Below are 19,453 nucleotides of genomic sequence, written 5' to 3'. Positions count from 1 at the left end.
GACTTTATTTCACCGGATACGCTTTCGTAAAGCAATAGTAAGCTGATATTCTACCACACTATGAGCAAAACACATTTAACAGAACAGAAGTTTTCCGACTTCGCCCTGCACCCACAGGTGGTTGAAGCCCTTGAAAAAAAAGGGTTTTATAATTGTACGCCCATTCAGGCACTGGCCCTTCCGCTAACGCTGGCGGGTCGTGACGTTGCAGGGCAGGCGCAAACCGGTACCGGGAAAACGATGGCGTTTCTGACGTCAACGTTTCATTATTTACTTTCTCATCCCGCGATCGACGATCGCAAGGTGAACCAGCCGCGCGCGCTGATCATGGCGCCGACGCGTGAATTAGCCGTACAAATTCACGCAGACGCGGAGCCGTTGGCGCAAGCGACAGGCTTAAAATTAGGCCTGGCTTACGGCGGCGATGGTTACGACAAGCAGCTTAAAGTGCTGGAAAGCGGCGTTGATATTCTTATTGGTACGACGGGCCGACTGATCGACTACGCCAAACAAAATCACATTAACCTCGGCGCCATTCAGGTCGTCGTACTCGATGAAGCCGATCGCATGTACGATTTGGGCTTTATTAAAGATATCCGCTGGCTGTTCCGTCGTATGCCGCCGGCTGCGCAGCGTCTGAACATGTTGTTCTCCGCCACCCTGTCTTATCGGGTTCGCGAGCTGGCGTTTGAACAGATGAACAACGCCGAATATGTTGAAGTGGAACCGGAGCAAAAGACCGGCCACCGCATTAAAGAAGAGCTTTTCTACCCCTCTAATGAAGAGAAAATGCGTTTACTGCAAACGCTGATCGAAGAAGAGTGGCCGGATCGCGCCATTATTTTCGCCAACACCAAGCATCGTTGCGAAGATATCTGGGGACATCTGGCGGCAGATGGCCATCGTGTTGGTCTGCTGACCGGTGACGTCGCGCAGAAAAAGCGCCTGCGGATTCTGGATGAGTTCACCCGCGGCGATCTGGATATTCTTGTGGCGACCGATGTCGCGGCGCGCGGGTTGCATATCCCCGCCGTAACGCACGTCTTTAACTACGATCTGCCAGACGATTGTGAAGACTATGTTCACCGTATCGGTCGTACCGGTCGCGCTGGCGCCAGCGGTCATTCCATCAGCCTGGCTTGCGAAGAGTATGCGCTGAATCTGCCCGCCATTGAGAGCTATATCGGCCACTCGATTCCGGTCAGCAAATACAATCCAGAAGCGCTCATGAACGATCTGCCCAAGCCGTTGCGTCTGACGCGTTCGCGTCCTGGCAATGGTCCGCGCCGCGCTGGTGCTCCGCGTAATCGTCGTCGTTCAGGTTAAGAAAAGTTATGCCATACACAAAATCATTTAGCCTGTATCAAGGCGGCAAGAAAACAAATCCCGATGAGCTTAGGAAGAGTACGCAGCCAACACGGATACAGGTTGAAGGATGAAGTGTATGAATTCCACCTCGTTGTATGCCGCTATTGATCTCGGTTCCAATAGTTTTCATATGCTGGTCGTGCGCGAGGCGGCGGGAAGCATCCAGACGCTGACCCGAATAAAACGCAAGGTGCGTCTGGCCGCAGGTCTGAACAACGACAACCACCTTTCAGCTGAAGCGATGGAACGCGGCTGGCAATGTCTGCGCCTGTTTGCTGAACGTTTGCAGGATATTCCGCAGCCGCAAATCCGCGTGGTTGCCACCGCAACATTGCGTCTCGCCGTCAATGCGGGTGAATTTATCGCGAAAGCGCAGACTATCCTTGGTTGTCCGGTGCAGGTTATCAGCGGCGAAGAAGAGGCGCGGCTGATTTATCAGGGGGTCGCTCATACCACCGGCGGCGCAGATCAGCGGCTGGTGGTGGATATCGGCGGCGCCAGCACTGAACTGGTTACCGGCACTGGCGCGCAAACCACGTCGCTGTTTAGCCTGTCGATGGGCTGCGTAACGTGGCTTGAACGCTATTTTAGCGATCGTAATCTGGCGCAAGAAAACTTTGATGATGCGGAGAAGGCCGCGCGCGATGTACTGCGTCCGGTTGCCGATGAACTGCGTTTTCATGGCTGGAAGGTCTGCGTGGGTGCCTCCGGCACCGTACAGGCATTGCAGGAAATCATGATGGCGCAGGGGATGGACGAGCGCATTACGCTCGCCAAACTGCAGCAGCTAAAACAACGCGCGATACAGTGCGGGCGTCTGGAAGAACTGGAAATCGAAGGCCTGACGCTGGAACGCGCGCTGGTTTTCCCAAGTGGGCTGGCTATTCTGATCGCGATATTTACCGAGCTGAACATCCAGAGCATGACGCTGGCAGGCGGCGCGTTACGCGAAGGGCTGGTGTATGGGATGTTGCATCTGGCGGTAGATCAGGATATCCGCAGCCGCACGCTGCGAAACATTCAGCGTCGGTTTATCGTCGATACCGATCAGGCGAACCGCGTAGCGAAGCTGGCAGATAACTTCCTCAAACAGGTAGAAAATGCCTGGCATATTGAGCCTATCAGTCGTGAACTGTTGCTTAGCGCTTGCCAGTTGCATGAGATCGGTCTGAGCGTTGATTTTAAACAGGCGCCCTATCATGCCGCCTATTTAGTACGCCATTTGGATCTGCCTGGCTATACGCCCGCGCAGAAAAAGTTGCTCGCCACCCTCTTACTGAATCAGACCAATCCGGTCGATCTCTCTTCGCTTCATCAGCAAAATGCGGTACCGCCCCGTGTTGCGGAACAGCTATGCCGTTTGCTGCGCCTGGCGATTCTTTTTGCCGGTCGCCGTCGTGACGATCTGGTACCAGAAATTACGCTACAGGCGCTAAATGAAAATCTGACGTTAACCTTGCCTGGCGACTGGCTGGCGCATCACCCGCTGGGTAAAGAGTTGATTGATCAGGAAAGCCAGTGGCAAAGCTATGTACACTGGCCGCTGGACGTTCGCTAACCGTGGTCTGATTGCCGGATGGCGCTTCGCTTATCCGGCCTACGATTTCGCTCGCTTTGCCGCCATCATGGCTTTCAGATTAGCCAGGTGACTTTGCCCTTTTTGCATTCGCTCCTCAGCGCTTACCACTTTGCGCTCCTGCTCCCAGATTAAATCATCCTGCGGCAGTTCTAACAGGAAGCGACTGGGTTCCGGGCGCACCAGTTCCCCATACTGACGGCGCTCTTTACATAATGTAAAGGTGAGCTCTTTCTGCGCGCGAGTGATCCCGACATAGGCCAGCCGACGCTCTTCCTCAATGTTATCTTCGTCAATGCTGCTTTGATGCGGCAAAAATCCTTCTTCCATTCCCACCATATAGACATACGGGAACTCCAGTCCTTTAGATGCATGAAGCGTCATCAACTGTACCTGATCCAGCTCTTCTTCGCTCTCGCCGCGCTCCATCATATCGCGCAGCGTAAAGCGTGTAACCACCTGGGTCAGCGTCATCGGCTCATCGAGTTCGTTGCCTTCCAGCATCTCAGTCATCCAGCTAAAGAGCTGGTTAACGTTTTTCATACGCATTTCCGCCGCTTTGGGGCTCGGCGAGGTTTCGTACAACCAGGATTCATAGTCAATACCGTGGATGAGATCGCGCACGGCGGCGACAGGCTCGCGTTCGGCCAGACGCTGGATTTCCCCCAGCCAGTGGGTAAAACGCGTCAATGAATCGTAACCACGTCCGGTCAGCTTTTGGCTAAGCCCCATATCAAAGCTGGCGGTAAACAGGCTTTTATTACGCGTCATTGCCCATTCACCCAGTTTTTGCAGAGTGGCCGGACCGATTTCGCGTTTTGGCGTATTCACGATGCGCAGGAAAGCGCTGTCATCATCCGGGTTGGTCAACACCCGCAGGTAGGCCAGCAGGTCTTTAATCTCCGGACGGGAGAAGAATGAGGTGCCGCCGGAAATTTTGTACGGAATGCGGTTCTGCATGAGGAATTTTTCAAATACCCGCGACTGATGATTCCCGCGATACAGAATGGCGTAATCCTTGTACTGGGTCTTGTTCACAAAGTGATGGGCAATCAGTTCGCCGGTAACGCGCTCAGCTTCATGCTCTTCATTGTTTGCGCTTAACACTTTGAGTTCCGCGCCGTAACCGAGCTCGGAAAAGAGGCGCTTTTCAAAGACGTGCGGATTATTGGCGATGAGAATATTCGCCGCTTTCAGGATGCGGCCCGAAGAACGATAGTTTTGCTCCAGCTTAATCACCTGCAGCGCCGGAAAATCCTGGCTCAGTAACACCAGGTTTTGCGGACGCGCCCCGCGCCAGGAGTAGATAGACTGATCGTCATCGCCTACGACCGTAAAACGCGCGCGTTGCCCGACCAGCAGCTTAACCAACTCATACTGGCTGGTGTTAGTATCCTGATATTCATCCACCAGTAGATAACGAATTTTATTCTGCCAGCGCTCGCGCACCTCATCATTGCGTTGCAGCAGCAGCGTCGGCAGCAAAATCAAATCATCAAAATCGAGAACGTTACATGCCTTCATATGGGCGTCGTAAAGCCCGTAGCAGTGGGCAAAAATACGATCGCGTTCACCTTTCGCCCCGGCCGCTGCCTGCGCAGGCGTTTTGAGATCGTTTTTCCAGTTGGAGATCGTGGAGATCAGCTGTTGCAACAGAACCTTGTCGTCTTCGATCAGGCCTTCGGTCAGCTCTTTGAGCAAGGCGACCTGGTCGGTATCGTCAAACAATGAAAAGTTCGATTTCATCCCCAGCGCAGCGTACTCGCGCTTAATAATATCCAGCCCTAGCGTATGAAAAGTGGAGATCATCAAACCGCGCGCTTCCTTACGGCCGAGCGTCTGCCCGACGCGTTCTTTCATTTCGCGCGCCGCTTTATTGGTAAACGTCACCGCCGCAATATGCCGGGCCTGATAGCCGCATCCGCGGATCAGGTGGGCGATTTTATTGGTAATTACGCGAGTTTTACCTGAACCCGCTCCTGCCAGCACCAGGCAGGGTCCGGTGACGAATTCGACAGCGTGTTGTTGGCCGGGATTTAAACGCATGGGAATAGTGCTCAATCTTCGAACGGGGGAGGGATTGTAGCAGAAAGCGAGGCCCAGAGAAGACCAGGCTGCTTTTTCAGGCAGCCTGGAAAAGGTCAATCAGCAGGCTCTGGCGGCAAGCGGCGTATAGCCATTACGCTGTGCGCTCTTGATCCAACTGTAAGAATCCCCGTCAGCAGAACATACTCAAGCGACATCGCATAAACGCCCTGTACTGCATGATTTCCAACGGGCAGTATTTGAGTAATTCATAGAGCACTGGGTCGCGTACGACCTGGCGTAGCCCTAAAAGCCAGTCGTCTGGAAATTCTGCGTTTTTCATTATGTTCATGGTATCTCGCCCCTTGTCAGAAAGGACAGGACCGCCGTCCCGCACATCCGAAATACGCTCGCTAAAAATGCCGCTTATCTCCCGGTTCATTAAATCAGGCGGGACATCTGTCCTGTAATGGCGAAGAGTATATGTCTGACGGTCCAGGAGTGATAAAGTGACGGCCAATCTTTGCGACGTGAGAACACAATAATGGCAAAAATGGCAGCAGCACTGCATATTCTTGTAAAAGAAGAGAAACTGGCTTTAGATCTTCTGGAGCAAATTAAAAACGGCGGCGATTTTGAGAAGCTGGCGAAGAAGCATTCTATCTGCCCATCCGGTAAAAAAGGCGGTCATTTAGGCGAATTTCGTCAGGGCCAGATGGTTCCGGCATTCGATAAAGTAGTCTTTTCCTGCCCGGTACTGGAGCCAACCGGCCCGCTGCATACCCAGTTCGGTTACCACATCATTAAAGTATTGTATCGCAAATAAAAAGCCGGGTAGCGGCTACGCCTTACCCGGCCTACATCGTCTGCTTGATTTTGTAGGTCGGGTAAGCGCTAGCGCCACCCGACAAGGTATATCAACCCGCTACCGCAATACGCTTCATATCCGTCATATAGCCGCGCAGTTTCTTACCTACCTGCTCAATCGCATGACTACGAATCGCGTCGTTCACGTCGCGAAGCTGTGCGTTGTCTACCGCGCCTTCCGGGATAGCACTACCCAGATCGCCCGGTTGCAATTCCGCCATAAACGGTTTCAGCAGCGGTACGCAAGCGTAAGAGAACAGGTAGTTACCGTATTCTGCGGTATCGGAAATAACCACGTTCATTTCGTACAGACGCTTACGGGCGATGGTGTTGGCGATCAGCGGCAGTTCGTGCAGTGATTCGTAGTAAGCGGATTCTTCGATGATGCCGGAATCGACCATGGTTTCGAACGCCAGCTCAACGCCCGCTTTCACCATCGCAATCATCAGCACGCCTTTATCGAAGTACTCCTGCTCGCCGATTTTACCCTCAAACTGCGGCGCGGTTTCGAACGCGGTTTTACCGGTCTCTTCACGCCAGGTCAGCAGTTTCTTATCGTCGTTGGCCCAGTCAGCCATCATGCCGGAAGAGAATTCGCCGGAGATGATGTCATCCATGTGTTTCTGGAACAACGGCGCCATGATCTCTTTCAGCTGTTCGGACAGCGCGTAAGCACGCAGTTTCGCCGGGTTAGACAGACGGTCCATCATCAGGGTGATGCCGCCCTGCTTCAGCGCTTCGGTGATGGTTTCCCAGCCAAACTGAATCAGTTTTTCGGCGTATGCCGGGTCGGTGCCTTCTGCCACCAGCTTGTCGAAGCACAGCAGAGAACCGGCCTGCAGCATACCGCACAGGATGGTCTGCTCGCCCATCAGGTCAGATTTCACTTCTGCCACGAAAGAAGATTCCAGTACGCCCGCACGGTGACCACCGGTGGCCGCCGCCCAGGCTTTAGCAATCGCCATACCTTCGCCTTTCGGGTCGTTTTCCGGGTGTACCGCGATCAGCGTCGGCACGCCGAAACCACGTTTGTACTCTTCGCGCACTTCGGTGCCCGGACACTTCGGCGCCACCATCACCACGGTGATGTCTTTACGGATCTGCTCGCCCACTTCCACGATATTGAAGCCGTGGGAGTAGCCCAGCGCCGCGCCGTCTTTCATCAGCGGCTGTACGGAGCGCACCACGTCGGAGTGCTGTTTGTCCGGCGTCAGGTTAACCACCAGATCCGCCTGCGGGATCAGCTCTTCGTAGGTGCCTACTTTGAAGCCGTTTTCGGTCGCTTTACGCCAGGAAGCACGCTTCTCAGCAATCGCTTCTTTACGCAGGGCGTAGGAAATATCCAGACCGGAGTCACGCATGTTCAGGCCCTGGTTCAGACCCTGAGCGCCACAGCCGACGATAACCACTTTTTTACCCTGCAGGTAGCTCGCGCCGTCGGCGAATTCGTCGCGGCCCATAAAGCGGCATTTACCCAGCTGCGCCAGCTGCTGGCGCAGATTCAGTGTATTAAAGTAGTTAGCCATGATGGTGTACTCCGTGATGTTGTGTTGTCGCGCTTATTGTTCGGTTTACAGATTGCTATCTGTGCGAATGAACCCACATTACAACAGGAAATTTATTGCGGAAATTGATATATTCACAACGTTATGTTGCGGTTTATGCAACGTCAAAAACCGGAGGTCTGTCTGTGGATTTACGCGATCTAAAAACCTTCCTGCATCTGGCGGAAAGCCGCCACTTTGGCCGCAGCGCGCGGGCGATGCACGTCAGCCCCTCCACGCTCTCCCGGCAGATTCAGCGGCTGGAAGAAGATCTCGGCCAGCCGCTGTTTGTGCGTGATAACCGCACGGTCACGCTGACCGAAGCGGGTGAAGAGCTGCGAGTGTTTGCCCAACAGACACTTTTGCAATATCAGCAGTTGCGCCATACCCTCGATCAGCAGGGGCCGTCCCTTTCCGGCGAACTCCATATCTTCTGTTCAGTGACCGCGGCATACAGTCATCTGCCGCCGATCCTCGACCGTTTTCGCGCCGAACACCCTTCTGTTGAAATCAAATTGACGACCGGAGACGCTGCCGATGCGATGGAAAAGGTGGTAACGGGAGAAGCGGACCTGGCAATCGCCGGCAAACCAGAAACGCTGCCCGGCGCGGTGGCGTTTTCGATGCTGGAAAATCTGGCGGTGGTGCTGATCGCCCCGGCGCTGCCCTGCCCGGTGCGTAATCAGGTTTCGGTTGATAAGCCCGACTGGTCGACGGTGCCGTTTATCATGGCCGATCAGGGGCCGGTACGCCGCCGCATTGAGCTGTGGTTTCGCCGCCATAAAATCAGCAATCCGCAGATTTACGCCACCGTCGGCGGTCATGAAGCGATGGTCTCAATGGTGGCGCTGGGCTGCGGCGTGGCGCTGCTGCCGGAAGTGGTGCTGGAAAACAGCCCGGAACCGGTGCGCAATCGGGTGATGATTTTAGAGCGCAGCGACGAAAAAACGCCGTTTGAACTGGGCGTCTGCGCGCAAAAAAAGCGGCTGCATGAGCCGCTAATTGATGCGTTCTGGAAGATTTTACCGAATTAGTTTTACGGCCCTACCATTACCCGAACAGGCTTCCCAATACGGCTAAGCATATTCACCAGAGCATCAATGGTGAATTTGCTGCATTTCTTGTTGACGACATCAGAAACGCGCGGTCGGGATATATGCAAAACTGTAGCAACCTCGGCTTGCTTCATCTGGTTTCGCGTAATCCAGAGGGTAATTCCTTCCATGAGCTGTTCTTTAATGGCTAACGTGTTTTCGATTTCACTCAGGGAATCAGCGTAAAACTTTTCTGCGTCCTGCTTATCAAACCCCAAATCAGCAAAAACATTACCGCCAGATGGCGTCACATGGCGAATATCACTATCAGTTTTGGCAATCACAAGCTGTTTCTCCGTTGTTGCACCAGCCGGTTATAACGCGTTCTGGCGATGTTTTTATCGTGCTGACTGGTTTGTTGCGTCTGTTTTTGGAAACTATGCAAAACGTAGAGTGCTTCTTCAAACTTAGCGACATACATAACGCGATAGATACCATTGTTGTCACGAATCCGAATTTCATTTACCCCAGTCCCAATTTCTGAAAACGGTTTCCAGTCATCCGGTTCAATTCCATATTGAATTTTATGAAACTGATAACCGACTGCTTTACGTACCGTTATGGGAAAAGCCAGGAGATCCTCCAGAGAAGATCCCACTCATCGAATTTCTTTTTCATTGGAGAGAGCTCGGGTGAGTAACATAACATCCTTGTGTATAAAATTTTATACTTTGTTTTTAACAGGTGCGAGTGATGGCGATACTAACGATATGGTGAGCCGAGTTTCACCACAAGCAGATTGGGCGCCTTCTGGAAAACGTCTCGCAAAATTAAATGAGTGGATGCTCCGGACTGGCAGAAAAGCCCAATAACTGAGGGAAGATCATATCTGGATATCAGGCCCACTTTACTTTGTGGGCCTGAAAAACTAAACGCTGAATTAACCCGCCAGAAAGAACCGGAACGCCGGGTTATTGCTCTCATCATGGCATTCATAGCCCAGTTCATGCAGCCGGGTTTCGAAATCCGGCTCATGATCGCCTAACTCGAACGCCGCCAGCACGCGGCCATAATCGGTACCGTGGCTGCGGTAATGGAATAGCGAAATATTCCAGTGCGTGCCAAGCGTATGCAGGAATTTGAGCAACGCGCCGGGCGACTCCGGAAATTCGAAACTATACAAACGCTCCTGTAATGGCTTGGAGGGGCGTCCGCCGACCATATAGCGCACATGCAGCTTCGCCATTTCATCGTCGGAGAGATCCACTACGCTATAACCGCCGTCGCACAGTTGGGTGATAATCTCTTTTCGCTCCTCCAGCCCCTGACTGACGCGGACGCCGACAAAAATACAGGCATTTTTCGCGTCGGCAAAACGGTAGTTAAATTCGGTGACCATACGCCCGCCAAGCAACTGGCAGAATTTGAGGAAGCTCCCTTTTTCTTCCGGAATGGTCACCGCCAGTAGCGCTTCGCGCTGTTCCCCCAGCTCGCAGCGTTCAGACACATAGCGCAAGCCGTGGAAGTTGACGTTGGCGCCGGAAAGGACGTGCGCCAGGCGTTCGCCGCGAATATTGTGCTGGGCGATATATTTTTTCATCCCCGCCAGCGCCAGCGCGCCGGACGGCTCCGCCACCGCACGCACATCTTCAAACAGATCTTTCATCGCCGCGCAGATAGCGTCGCTATCGACTGTAATAATGTCGTCGAGATATTCCTGGCACAGGCGGAAGGTTTCGTCGCCGATGCGTTTTACCGCCACGCCTTCAGCAAATAACCCAATGCGCGGGAGATCCACTGGATGACCGGCTTCCAACGCCGCTTTCAGGCAGGCGGAATCCTCCGCTTCGACGGCAATCACTTTGATTTGCGGCATCAATTGTTTGATCAGTACCGCTACGCCCGCCGCCAGGCCGCCGCCGCCAACCGGCACAAAGACACGATCGAGATGCGAATCCTGCTGAAGTAGTTCCAGCGCCAGCGTGCCCTGCCCGGCGATCACCATTGGGTGATCAAACGGCGGCACCCAGGTAAAACCCTGCTGCTGCGCCAGCTCAATAGCTTTCGCTTTCGCTTCATCAAAATTAGCGCCGTGCAACAGCACTTCGCCGCCAAAACCGCGTACCGCATCGACTTTAATATCCGCCGTTGCTTTTGGCATGACAATCAGCGACTTCACGCCAAGCCGCGCGGAGGAGAACGCCACGCCCTGTGCATGATTCCCCGCCGACGCAGTAATCACGCCGTGGGCTTTTTGTTCTTCGGTCAATCCGGCCATCATCGCGTAAGCGCCGCGCAGCTTAAAGCTATGTACCGGCTGCCGGTCTTCGCGTTTGACGAGAATAACGTTATCCAGACGTGACGAGAGCTTTTCCATTTTTTGCAGCGGCGTCACCTGCGCCGCTTCGTATACTGGCGCGCGTAGCACCGCGCGCAGATACTCCGCCCCTTCCGGCGCGACTGACAGTGGTTGAGATTCCGCCATCATCAACCTCCCAGTTTCGATTTATCGCGCACCGCGCCTTTATCGGCGCTGGTCGCCAGGCTGGCGTAGGCACGCAGGGCAAACGAAACCTGACGCTGACGATTTTTCGGCGTCCAGGCTTTATCGCCGCGAGCTTCCTGCGCCTCGCGGCGTGCGGCGATTTCAGCCTCGCTCAACTGCAATTGAATGCTGCGGTTTGGGATATCAATCGCAATAGTGTCGCCATCTTCAATCAACGCAATAGTGCCGCCGCTGGCCGCTTCCGGCGAGACGTGGCCGATGGAAAGACCGGAAGTCCCGCCGGAGAAACGCCCATCAGTGATGAGCGCGCAGGCTTTGCCCAGCCCCATCGACTTCAGGAAACTGGTCGGATAGAGCATTTCCTGCATTCCCGGCCCGCCTTTCGGCCCTTCGTAGCGGATCACGACTACATCGCCTTCCACTACTTTGCCGCCGAGAATCGCCTCTACCGCGTCGTCCTGGCTTTCATACACTTTAGCCGGGCCGGTAAATTTAAGGATGCTGTCATCCACGCCTGCGGTTTTCACAATGCAGCCGTTTTCGGCGAAGTTGCCATACAGCACCGCCAAACCGCCGTCTTTGCTATAGGCATATTCCAGCGAGCGGATGCAACCCGCTGCGCGGTCGTCATCCAGCGAATCCCAGCGACAATCCTGCGAGAACGCCTGGGTAGTACGGATACCGGCAGGGCCAGCACGGAACATTTTTTTAACCGCTTCGTCCTGCGTAATCGTGATGTCGTACTGTTCCAGCGTTTGTGGCAGCGTCAGGCCTAATACGTTTTTCACGTTGCGGTTCAGCAGCCCGGCGCGATCCAGCTCGCCTAAAATGCCCAGCACACCGCCGGCACGGTGAACGTCTTCCATATGGTATTTCTGGGTACTTGGCGCCACTTTACACAACTGCGGCACCTTGCGGGACAGCTTGTCGATATCACTCATGGTGAAGTCGATTTCCGCTTCTTGCGCCGCCGCCAGTAGATGCAGAACGGTATTGGTCGAACCGCCCATCGCAATATCCAGCGTCATCGCATTCTCAAACGCCGCCTTGTTGGCAATGCTTCGTGGCAGTGCGCTTTCGTCATCCTGCTCGTAATAGCGTTTAGTCAGTTCAACAATCCGCTTACCGGCATTGAGGAACAACTGCTTCCGGTCAGCATGGGTCGCCAGCAGCGAACCGTTGCCCGGCTGCGACAGGCCCAGCGCTTCGGTCAGGCAATTCATGGAGTTAGCGGTAAACATGCCGGAGCAGGAGCCGCAGGTTGGACAGGCGGAGCGCTCCACCTGGTTACTTTGATCGTCAGAGACTTTCGGGTCCGCTCCCTGAATCATGGCATCAACCAGATCCAGCTTGATAATTTTGTCTGAAAGCTTGGTTTTCCCGGCTTCCATCGGTCCGCCGGAAACAAAGATCACCGGAATATTCAGGCGCAGCGAGGCCATGAGCATCCCTGGGGTGATTTTGTCGCAGTTGGAGATACACACCATCGCGTCAGCGCAGTGAGCGTTCACCATGTACTCCACGGAGTCGGCGATCAGCTCGCGCGACGGCAGTGAATAGAGCATACCCCCGTGCCCCATGGCGATCCCGTCATCCACGGCAATAGTGTTGAACTCTTTCGCCACACCGCCGGAAGCTTCAATCTGTTCGGCGACCAGCTTACCGAGATCGCGCAGATGAACGTGACCCGGCACAAATTGAGTGAATGAGTTCACCACGGCGATAATCGGTTTGCCAAAATCACTGTCGGTCATTCCGGTGGCGCGCCACAGCGCGCGGGCACCCGCCATATTACGACCATGGGTGGTGGTGGCGGAACGGTACTTAGGCATGCTTTATTTACTCCCCATCTTTTCCCTTCATACTTCACGCCACAGGTGCGTTGGCTGCCTCACTCACCCCAGTCACTTACTACAGTAAGCCTTGGGGATTCGCTGCGTTGCCGCCTTCCTGTGACGCAAATTATTTTGGGAAAATATTAATTTTATTTATTATGAATTTACCGGATCCAACCAGCCCCATTTATCCTCGGTTTCTCCAGTGAAGAGACCAAAGAAGGCTTGTTGAATACGCTTGGTAACAGGGCCGCAACGGCCTTCACCTACCTGGATACCATCAATGCTGCGTACCGGAGTAATTTCTGCCGCGGTTCCGGACATAAACACTTCGTCGGCCAGATACAGCGATTCACGGGACAGCACCTGCTCGCGCACTTCAATACCCAGCTCTTTCGCCAGTTTGATGATCGCGTCGCGAGTAATGCCTGGCAGCGCGGAAGAGGTAAACGGCGGAGTAAACAGCACGCCATCTTTTACCTCAAACAGGTTTTCGCCTGCGCCTTCGGAGATATAGCCGTTTACATCCAGGGCGATGCCTTCCTGATAGCCGTGGCGGCGCGCTTCGCTACCCACCAGCAGTGAGGAAAGATAGTTACCGCCCGCTTTCGCGGCGGTTGGAATGGTGTTCGGCGCAGCGCGATTCCAGGAAGAAACCATCGCATCGATCCCCTGATCCAGCGCTTCGGCGCCCAGGTATGCCCCCCACGGGAACGCGGCGATGATGACGTCAGTGGTGTATCCCGGGGGCGGGTTAACGCCCATACCGACATCGCCGACAAATACCAACGGACGGATATAGGCGCTGGTCAGATTATTTTTACGAATTACGTCGCGGCAGGCTTCCATCAGCTCATCAATGCTCTGGGAAACCGGAAAACGATAAATTTTTGCTGAGTCGCGCAGGCGCTGCATATGTTCACGATGACGAAACACTACCGGGCCTTTGTGAGAGTCGTAGCACCGAATCCCTTCAAATACCGACGTACCGTAGTGCAGCGCGTGAGACATTACGTGAACCTTCGCGTCTTCCCAGCGCACCATCTCGCCATTGAACCAAATGTAATCAGCTTTTTTCGTCGTCATTTTTCTTCCTTTTGCGCTCAGGCGCGGATTTGTTGTGATGTGGCAGCGCTCTGGCAGATTGCGACATGCGCAACATCTACCAGTTTACTTAACTGACTAAACAGTAAGTCGACCGACCGGGGACTGGCAACGGTCAATTCAATATTTATATTCTGCGCATCGGTCGCGGCTTCCATATTCATGGAGCACACCTGAAAACCACGATGGCGTACCACGCGTAAAACACGTTCTAAGGTTTCTGGATTAAAGCGTGCCGATACATTGACCTGATGTTGCATCATGATAATTTCTCCAGCATTTCAGAGTTACTGGCGCCAGGCGGCACCAACGGCCAGACATTTTCAAGTTCGTCGATTGAGACGTGAAGCAGGTACGGCCCTTCGCTTGCCAACATCGTGTCGAGTGCCGCTTCAACCTGGTCTTTACGAGTAATGTGCTGGCCTGGAATGCCGAAGGCGCTGGCCAGCATGAGGAAATCGGGGTTATCGGTCAGGGTGGTTTCGCTATATCGCTCCTGGAAAAACAGTTGCTGCCATTGTCGAACCATCCCTAACCGCTGGTTGTCGAGTAAGACTATCTTCAACGGTAACTGCTTGCGTTTTACGGTGCCCAACTCCTGAACATTCATCATGAAAGAGCCGTCACCGGAGATACAGATAACGGTATCATTCGGTCGCGCTACCTGCGCGCCAACGGCCGCCGGTAAGCCGAATCCCATCGTCCCCAGACCACTGGAAGTGATAAAGTTCTCCGGGCGGGTGTAAGTCATATGCTGGGCTGACCACATCTGATGCTGCCCCACATCCGTCGTCACCACGCTGTCTGCGGGTTTGCGTTCCGACAATTGCTTCAACAACAACGGCGCATAGATAGTCTCGCCAGGATGGTCATAGCGCCAGGCGTGTTCTGCGCGCAGCTCTGCACAGGACTGACGCCATGCGTCGATCTTCAGCGGTTGCTGTAATGCCGGCAACAGCGAATTTAAATCGCCCTGCAACGCGACGTGTGCCTGACGCAGTTTGTTCATTTCCGCCGGGTCGATATCCATATGGATTACGCTGGCGTTCGGCGCAAACGTATTCAGCTTACCGGTCACCCGGTCATCAAAACGTGCACCAACGGCGATCAGTAAATCACACTCTTGCACCGCGAAATTAGCCGCTTTAGTACCGTGCATTCCCAGCATGCCCAGATAGTACGGATAATCAGCTTCAACAGCCCCCAGCCCTTTCAGCGTGCAGGTAACTGGCATTTGCGTTACCGCGATAAATTTACGCAGCGCCGGAACCGCCTGCGCCATACCAACACCACCGCCGACGTACAGCATGGGTTTTTTCGCCTGTTCCAGCATCTGGCGCGCCTGTTCCACATCAGCCTGCGGGAATGTCGCTTCGTTAGCAACGGTAGTGAACCAGGGCTCCAGCGCTCCGCTGGCTAACTGGATATCTTTCGGGATATCCACCAGAACCGGGCCAGGACGGCCAGCGTTGGCGACTTCAAAAGCCTCCGCCATGATGCGCGGCAACTCTTCCAGCGACTGCACCAGGAAGCTGTGTTTGGTACAAGCCAGCGACAGGCCTAACACATCCACCTCCTGGAACGCATCGGTGCCGATGAACGGGGCGGAAACCTGACCCGTGATCGCGACGACGGGGACCGAATCTAACAACGCATCCGCCAGGCCAGTGATCAGGTTAGTGGCGCCAGGGCCGGAAGTGGCGATACAAACACCGGTTTTGCCGGTAGAACGGGCAAAACCGATTGCCGCCATTGCGGCACCCTGCTCGTGTCGACACAACAAATGCTCCACACCACCGTCATACAACGCGTCGTAAACCGGCATAATTGCGCCGCCAGGATAACCAAATACGGTTTTCACCCCCTGCGCTCGCAAAGCATGTACCACCCACTGTGCCCCGTTCATAGTTACATCCCCGTCGTAAATCTTGAGAAACAGAATTTTATGCTGTTATTCACGCTCTGCTCCTCGCTTAAGTTTTTCAGGCCAAAAAAAACCCCCGGACCTTTCGGTGCGGGGGTCTTAGTTCGTTAAGGCTTGATTTCTAAGCCTTTCCTCGTCCAAGTGCAGCCCCGCACGGTGGGATAATAATCACCACCACGCTAATCACGACCAGGCTAATCACTCGTAGAAGGGCTGTCATTTTTGTCTATTCTTGCATCTTGTTCGAAGGAATACCTAAAGAGTTACCATAGGTTTTGCCAATAGCACAAGATATTTTTTTAACCACGTTTCAGATAATGCAGGTGAATGCCTAAAAGTGCTTTGTTTTTTATAAGAAAAATTAGCAACTGAAAAATTTTCACGTTTTCCTCCCCCTTTTGGCGCACTCTACACCCTGTTTTCCTTCTTTTCGCTTCTGCGAGCGCTCTTCCAGTTTGATGTTTTTTACCTGAAAATGACGCCAAAATTCAGGAAGCAGCCGCTAAAAAACAAAAAGTCAGTAATTCGATTTTCTCTTCTATTCCGCATAATCCACGTAACAGGAGGGATTATGTCACTGGCGATTGTTCATACTCGCGCCGCACTTGGCGTCAATGCGCCGCCTATCACTATAGAGGTGCATATCAGTAATGGATTACCGGGATTAACCATGGTTGGCCTACCGGAAACCACGGTAAAAGAGGCGCGTGACCGGGTACGTAGTGCGATTATTAATAGCGGATATGAATTTCCGGCTAAAAAAATAACCATTAACCTTGCTCCAGCCGATCTACCGAAAGAGGGCGGAAGGTATGACCTGCCTATTGCTGTTGCGCTTCTGGCCGCGTCTGAGCAGCTTACAGCGTCGAATCTTGAGGCATATGAGCTGGTGGGTGAGTTAGCGCTTACAGGCGCATTACGCGGCGTTCCTGGCGCAATATCAAGTGCAACGGAAGCCATCAGGGCCGGCAGAAATATTATCGTCGCAACAGAGAACGCGGCGGAGGTTGGGCTTATCAGCAAAGAAGGATGTTTTATCGCCGATCATCTACAAACCGTCTGCGCCTTTCTGGAAGGGAAACACGCCCTGGAAAGACCTTTAGCTCAGGATATGGCATCGCCTACCGCAACTGCCGATCTTCGCGATGTGATCGGTCAGGAGCAGGGTAAACGCGGCCTGGAGATTACAGCGGCAGGGGGACATAATCTGCTATTGATCGGCCCGCCGGGTACGGGTAAAACCATGCTGGCCAGTCGACTAAGCGGGATTCTTCCACCATTAAGCAATGAAGAGGCGTTGGAAAGCGCCGCGATCCTCAGTCTGGTTAATGCCGATACGGTACAAAAACGATGGCAGCAACGTCCCTTTCGCTCACCTCATCATAGCGCCTCACTTACTGCTATGGTCGGCGGCGGCGCAATACCCGCACCGGGAGAGATATCGCTGGCGCACAATGGAATTTTGTTCCTTGATGAATTGCCTGAATTTGAACGACGCACACTGGATGCGCTACGTGAACCTATAGAATCCGGTCAAATTCATTTATCCCGTACCAGAGCGAAAATAACGTACCCTGCCAGGTTCCAGTTAATCGCCGCAATGAATCCCAGCCCGACCGGACATTATCAGGGAAACCATAATCGCTGCACGCCAGAACAGACACTACGTTACCTTAATCGGTTGTCAGGCCCGTTTCTTGATCGTTTTGACCTTTCGCTTGAGATACCGCTTCCTCCGCCCGGGATTCTTAGCCAACACGCCTCAAAGGGTGAGAGCAGCGCTACGGTAAAAAAGCGGGTCATCGCCGCCCATGAACGGCAGTACCGACGCCAGAAGAAGTTAAACGCGCGTCTGGAGGGTCGCGAAATCCAAAAATATTGTGTTTTGCATCACGATGACGCTCGCTGGCTTGAAGACACGCTGGTGCATCTTGGGTTATCCATTCGCGCCTGGCAGCGTTTACTAAAAGTGGCCAGAACCATTGCCGACATAGAACTGGCTGACCAGATCTCGCGCCAGCATTTGCAGGAGGCGGTAAGCTATCGGGCGATAGACAGGTTGTTAATTCATTTGCAAAAGCTGCTGGCGTAAAAAAAGGGCATTACGCCCTTTTTATTAATCATCAGCTTCGGTGTAGTCTTCCGCGCCTTCAACTTGCGGCTTGCCGCCAGACAAGGTGTGGAAGCGTTTTGGACGCTTGATACGCGTCATATACTTGGACCAGACGCGTTCTGCATCCGTTACCGGCTCGCGTTCACCGCGACATACCGCTACAAATAGCTTCTCTTCTTCAGTCACAGGCTCACGCTTGCCAAGATCCAGATCATTAAAGGCATGACCATGACGCTCAAGCAGTTGTGCCTCTTTAATCGTGAAATCACCGTGACGAGAGAATCCACGTGGATAATGTTTATTGTCAAAATATCGATTAGTCGTCGTAAAGCTTTCCGCCATCCTGCACGCTCCTAATTCTTTGTCTGAGCTATTTATGGCGCGGAGTATTAGTTACGCTTGACAGAGTGTAAAACAAAACATTTAAATCATAACGACAAATAATTTTGTGGAGAGCACAGTGGATACGGAATTGTTAAAAACTTTCCTGGAAGTTAGCCGGACACGCCATTTCGGGCGGGCCGCAGAAGCACTTTACCTGACGCAATCCGCGGTGAGCTTTCGTATCAGGCAACTGGAGAATCAACTGGGCGTAAACCTTTTTACGCGGCACAGAAACAATATCCGTTTAACCACAGCTGGCGAAAAACTTTTACCGTATGCGGAAACGCTGATGAATACGTGGCAGGCGGCACGTAAAGAGGTGGCGCATACCTCACGTCATAACGAGTTTTCCATCGGCGCCAGCGCGTCTTTATGGGAGTGTATGCTTAACGCCTGGCTGGGTCGACTGTACCAACTACAGGAGCCGCAAAGCGGCCTGCAATTCGAAGCCAGAATCGCTCAACGGCAATCGCTTGTGAAGCAACTTCATGAACGCCAGCTTGATCTCCTCATTACTACCGAAGCGCCCAAAATGGATGAGTTCAGCAGTCAGCTGTTAGGGCACTTCACTTTGGCGTTATATTGCAGCAGCCCTGTCCGTAAGAAATCAGAACTCAATTATCTGCGGCTGGAGTGGGGACCAGACTTCCAACAGCATGAAACAGGGCTGATCGCAGCAGATGAAGTGCCGGTATTAACAACCAGCTCAGCCGAACTCGCCCGGCAGCAGCTTAGCGCATTAAATGGCTGTAGCTGGCTTCCTGTAAACTGGGCAAATGAAAAGGGCGGATTACATACCGTTGCCGACAGCGCAACGCTTTCACGGCCGCTATACGCCATTTGGCTGCAAAACAGCGATAAATACTCGCTGATCTGCGATCTGTTAAAAACGGATGTGCTGGATGAACAATGAAAATGATGAAAAGAAAAAGAAGGGAACTTACGATTACCTGATCAGATAATCAGGTAATTTCAGGCAAAAAAAATCCTTAGCAGATGCTAAGGATTATTTCTGGCAGGGGCGGAGAGACTCGAACTCCCAACACCCGGTTTTGGAGACCGGTGCTCTACCAATTGAACTACGCCCCTAATTAGGGTGGCGGAACGGACGGGACTCGAACCCGCGACCCCCTGCGTGACAGGCAGGTATTCTAACCAACTGAACTACCGCTC

General features: G+C 53.4%; 18 protein-coding genes, 1 tRNA gene and 2 pseudogenes. 6 read left to right on the top strand and 15 right to left on the bottom strand.

The annotated features are described in order from the left end of the window. The first annotated feature begins 60 nt into the window (after positions 1 to 60). Positions 61 to 1,326 carry an ATP-dependent RNA helicase RhlB gene (gene rhlB, locus NAZ64_RS20055; protein ID WP_000047525.1) on the top strand — a complete coding sequence of 422 codons (1,266 nt, stop codon included), beginning with the start codon at positions 61 to 63 and terminating at the stop codon, positions 1,324 to 1,326. Between the two features lie 118 nt (positions 1,327 to 1,444). Beyond that, on the top strand, positions 1,445 to 2,926 hold the full coding sequence (gene gppA / locus NAZ64_RS20050) for a guanosine-5'-triphosphate,3'-diphosphate diphosphatase (RefSeq protein ID WP_001089447.1): 1,482 nt from the start codon (positions 1,445 to 1,447) through the stop codon (positions 2,924 to 2,926). Between the two features lie 39 nt (positions 2,927 to 2,965). Here the strand turns inward: gppA and rep are convergent, their stop codons facing one another. From rep to NAZ64_RS20035, 3 genes and pseudogenes are all read right to left on the bottom strand, one after another. Further along, entirely contained in the window at positions 2,966 to 4,990 is a 2,025-nt protein-coding gene (gene rep / locus NAZ64_RS20045) for a DNA helicase Rep (RefSeq protein WP_001238842.1), read from the bottom strand. Between the two features lie 99 nt (positions 4,991 to 5,089). Next, positions 5,090 to 5,214 (bottom strand): annotated as a pseudogene (locus NAZ64_RS20040) (nicotinamide riboside transporter PnuC); the annotation flags it as partial. Further along, a pseudogene (locus NAZ64_RS20035) lies at positions 5,166 to 5,321 on the bottom strand (Crp/Fnr family transcriptional regulator); the annotation flags it as partial. The pseudogenes NAZ64_RS20040 and NAZ64_RS20035, both read right to left, overlap by 49 nt. Before the next feature lie 192 nt (positions 5,322 to 5,513). Between NAZ64_RS20035 and ppiC the strand changes: the two are divergent. After that, positions 5,514 to 5,795 (top strand): peptidylprolyl isomerase PpiC, encoded by a 282-nt coding sequence (gene ppiC, locus NAZ64_RS20030; RefSeq protein WP_001096806.1) that lies wholly within the window; start codon positions 5,514 to 5,516, stop codon positions 5,793 to 5,795. Between the two features lie 91 nt (positions 5,796 to 5,886). On the opposite strand, the gene ilvC is transcribed toward ppiC, so the two are convergent. Beyond that, complete coding sequence (ilvC, locus tag NAZ64_RS20025; RefSeq protein WP_000024943.1) at positions 5,887 to 7,362, bottom strand: ketol-acid reductoisomerase; 1,476 nt, start codon at positions 7,360 to 7,362, stop codon at positions 5,887 to 5,889. Positions 7,363 to 7,526: 164 nt separating this feature from the next. On the opposite strand from ilvC, the gene ilvY reads away from it, so the two are divergent. Continuing rightward, the gene (gene ilvY / locus NAZ64_RS20020; RefSeq protein ID WP_000365798.1) at positions 7,527 to 8,414 is read left to right on the top strand and encodes an HTH-type transcriptional activator IlvY; all 888 of its coding nucleotides are present in this window, start codon (positions 7,527 to 7,529) and stop codon (positions 8,412 to 8,414) included. A gap of 2 nt (positions 8,415 to 8,416) precedes the next feature. Here the strand turns inward: ilvY and NAZ64_RS20015 are convergent, their stop codons facing one another. The 9 genes from NAZ64_RS20015 to ilvL form a co-directional block, all read right to left on the bottom strand. Beyond that, complete coding sequence (locus tag NAZ64_RS20015) at positions 8,417 to 8,758, bottom strand: helix-turn-helix domain-containing protein (RefSeq protein WP_220569523.1); 342 nt, start codon at positions 8,756 to 8,758, stop codon at positions 8,417 to 8,419. Further along, entirely contained in the window at positions 8,755 to 9,072 is a 318-nt protein-coding gene (locus NAZ64_RS20010; RefSeq protein WP_220569524.1) for a type II toxin-antitoxin system RelE/ParE family toxin, read from the bottom strand. Before NAZ64_RS20010 ends, NAZ64_RS20015 begins: the two co-directional genes overlap by 4 nt. Positions 9,073 to 9,354: 282 nt before the next feature. Beyond that, a complete protein-coding gene (gene ilvA / locus NAZ64_RS20005; RefSeq protein WP_220569926.1) occupies positions 9,355 to 10,899 on the bottom strand; it encodes a threonine ammonia-lyase, biosynthetic in 1,545 nt (514 codons plus the stop codon). A gap of 2 nt (positions 10,900 to 10,901) precedes the next feature. Then, positions 10,902 to 12,752 (bottom strand): dihydroxy-acid dehydratase, encoded by a 1,851-nt coding sequence (gene ilvD / locus NAZ64_RS20000; RefSeq protein WP_220569525.1) that lies wholly within the window; start codon positions 12,750 to 12,752, stop codon positions 10,902 to 10,904. A gap of 159 nt (positions 12,753 to 12,911) precedes the next feature. Further along, positions 12,912 to 13,841: a branched-chain-amino-acid transaminase gene (gene ilvE / locus NAZ64_RS19995; RefSeq protein ID WP_220569526.1), complete on the bottom strand. Its 930-nt coding sequence runs from the start codon at positions 13,839 to 13,841 to the stop codon at positions 12,912 to 12,914. Between the two features lie 17 nt (positions 13,842 to 13,858). Beyond that, positions 13,859 to 14,122 carry an acetolactate synthase 2 small subunit gene (gene ilvM / locus NAZ64_RS19990; RefSeq protein WP_000983260.1) on the bottom strand — a complete coding sequence of 88 codons (264 nt, stop codon included), beginning with the start codon at positions 14,120 to 14,122 and terminating at the stop codon, positions 13,859 to 13,861. Then, positions 14,119 to 15,765, bottom strand: a complete 1,647-nt coding sequence (gene ilvG, locus NAZ64_RS19985; protein WP_220569527.1) for an acetolactate synthase 2 catalytic subunit — start codon at positions 15,763 to 15,765, stop codon at positions 14,119 to 14,121. The genes ilvM and ilvG overlap by 4 nt, the downstream gene beginning before the upstream one ends. A gap of 2 nt (positions 15,766 to 15,767) precedes the next feature. Beyond that, positions 15,768 to 15,818, bottom strand: coding sequence for a peptide IlvX (gene ilvX, locus NAZ64_RS19980; protein ID WP_192930503.1), 51 nt, complete (start codon positions 15,816 to 15,818; stop codon positions 15,768 to 15,770). Positions 15,819 to 15,904: 86 nt separating this feature from the next. Then, positions 15,905 to 16,003 (bottom strand): ilv operon leader peptide, encoded by a 99-nt coding sequence (gene ilvL, locus NAZ64_RS19975; protein WP_001311244.1) that lies wholly within the window; start codon positions 16,001 to 16,003, stop codon positions 15,905 to 15,907. A gap of 351 nt (positions 16,004 to 16,354) precedes the next feature. Between ilvL and NAZ64_RS19970 the strand changes: the two genes are divergently transcribed. After that, entirely contained in the window at positions 16,355 to 17,875 is a 1,521-nt protein-coding gene (locus NAZ64_RS19970) for a YifB family Mg chelatase-like AAA ATPase (protein ID WP_000050215.1), read from the top strand. Positions 17,876 to 17,899: 24 nt separating this feature from the next. Here NAZ64_RS19970 and maoP read toward each other — a convergent pair whose 3' ends face one another. Beyond that, positions 17,900 to 18,238 (bottom strand): macrodomain Ori organization protein MaoP, encoded by a 339-nt coding sequence (gene maoP, locus NAZ64_RS19965; protein ID WP_000840996.1) that lies wholly within the window; start codon positions 18,236 to 18,238, stop codon positions 17,900 to 17,902. 106 nt (positions 18,239 to 18,344) lie between these two features. Between maoP and hdfR the strand changes: the two genes are divergently transcribed. Continuing rightward, positions 18,345 to 19,193 carry an HTH-type transcriptional regulator HdfR gene (hdfR, locus tag NAZ64_RS19960; protein WP_115400789.1) on the top strand — a complete coding sequence of 283 codons (849 nt, stop codon included), beginning with the start codon at positions 18,345 to 18,347 and terminating at the stop codon, positions 19,191 to 19,193. 100 nt (positions 19,194 to 19,293) lie between these two features. Here hdfR and NAZ64_RS19955 read toward each other — a convergent pair. Next, positions 19,294 to 19,369 (bottom strand) — tRNA-Trp (locus tag NAZ64_RS19955). Between the last annotated feature and the right edge of the window lie 84 nt (positions 19,370 to 19,453).

The organism is Salmonella sp. A1325, assembly GCF_056991255.1.
Note: the sequence above shows the minus strand (reverse complement) of the source record. Positions and strands in the feature narration are given on the sequence as shown.

Excerpts from the sequence above, each read along its gene's own strand:
- ppiC (WP_001096806.1), top strand. The coding sequence starts at position 5,514 with ATGGCAAAAATGGCAGCAGCACTGCATATTCTTGTAAAAGAAGAGAAA.
- ilvE (WP_220569526.1), bottom strand. The coding sequence starts at position 13,841 with ATGACGACGAAAAAAGCTGATTACATTTGGTTCAATGGCGAGATGGTG.
- ilvD (WP_220569525.1), bottom strand. The coding sequence starts at position 12,752 with ATGCCTAAGTACCGTTCCGCCACCACCACCCATGGTCGTAATATGGCG.
- ilvA (WP_220569926.1), bottom strand. The coding sequence starts at position 10,899 with ATGGCGGAATCTCAACCACTGTCAGTCGCGCCGGAAGGGGCGGAGTAT.
- rhlB (WP_000047525.1), top strand. The coding sequence starts at position 61 with ATGAGCAAAACACATTTAACAGAACAGAAGTTTTCCGACTTCGCCCTG.
- ilvL (WP_001311244.1), bottom strand. The coding sequence starts at position 16,003 with ATGACAGCCCTTCTACGAGTGATTAGCCTGGTCGTGATTAGCGTGGTG.
- maoP (WP_000840996.1), bottom strand. The coding sequence starts at position 18,238 with ATGGCGGAAAGCTTTACGACGACTAATCGATATTTTGACAATAAACAT.
- ilvM (WP_000983260.1), bottom strand. The coding sequence starts at position 14,122 with ATGATGCAACATCAGGTCAATGTATCGGCACGCTTTAATCCAGAAACC.
- ilvG (WP_220569527.1), bottom strand. The coding sequence starts at position 15,765 with ATGAACGGGGCACAGTGGGTGGTACATGCTTTGCGAGCGCAGGGGGTG.
- rep (WP_001238842.1), bottom strand. The coding sequence starts at position 4,990 with ATGCGTTTAAATCCCGGCCAACAACACGCTGTCGAATTCGTCACCGGA.
- gppA (WP_001089447.1), top strand. The coding sequence starts at position 1,445 with ATGAATTCCACCTCGTTGTATGCCGCTATTGATCTCGGTTCCAATAGT.
- NAZ64_RS19970 (WP_000050215.1), top strand. The coding sequence starts at position 16,355 with ATGTCACTGGCGATTGTTCATACTCGCGCCGCACTTGGCGTCAATGCG.
- ilvC (WP_000024943.1), bottom strand. The coding sequence starts at position 7,362 with ATGGCTAACTACTTTAATACACTGAATCTGCGCCAGCAGCTGGCGCAG.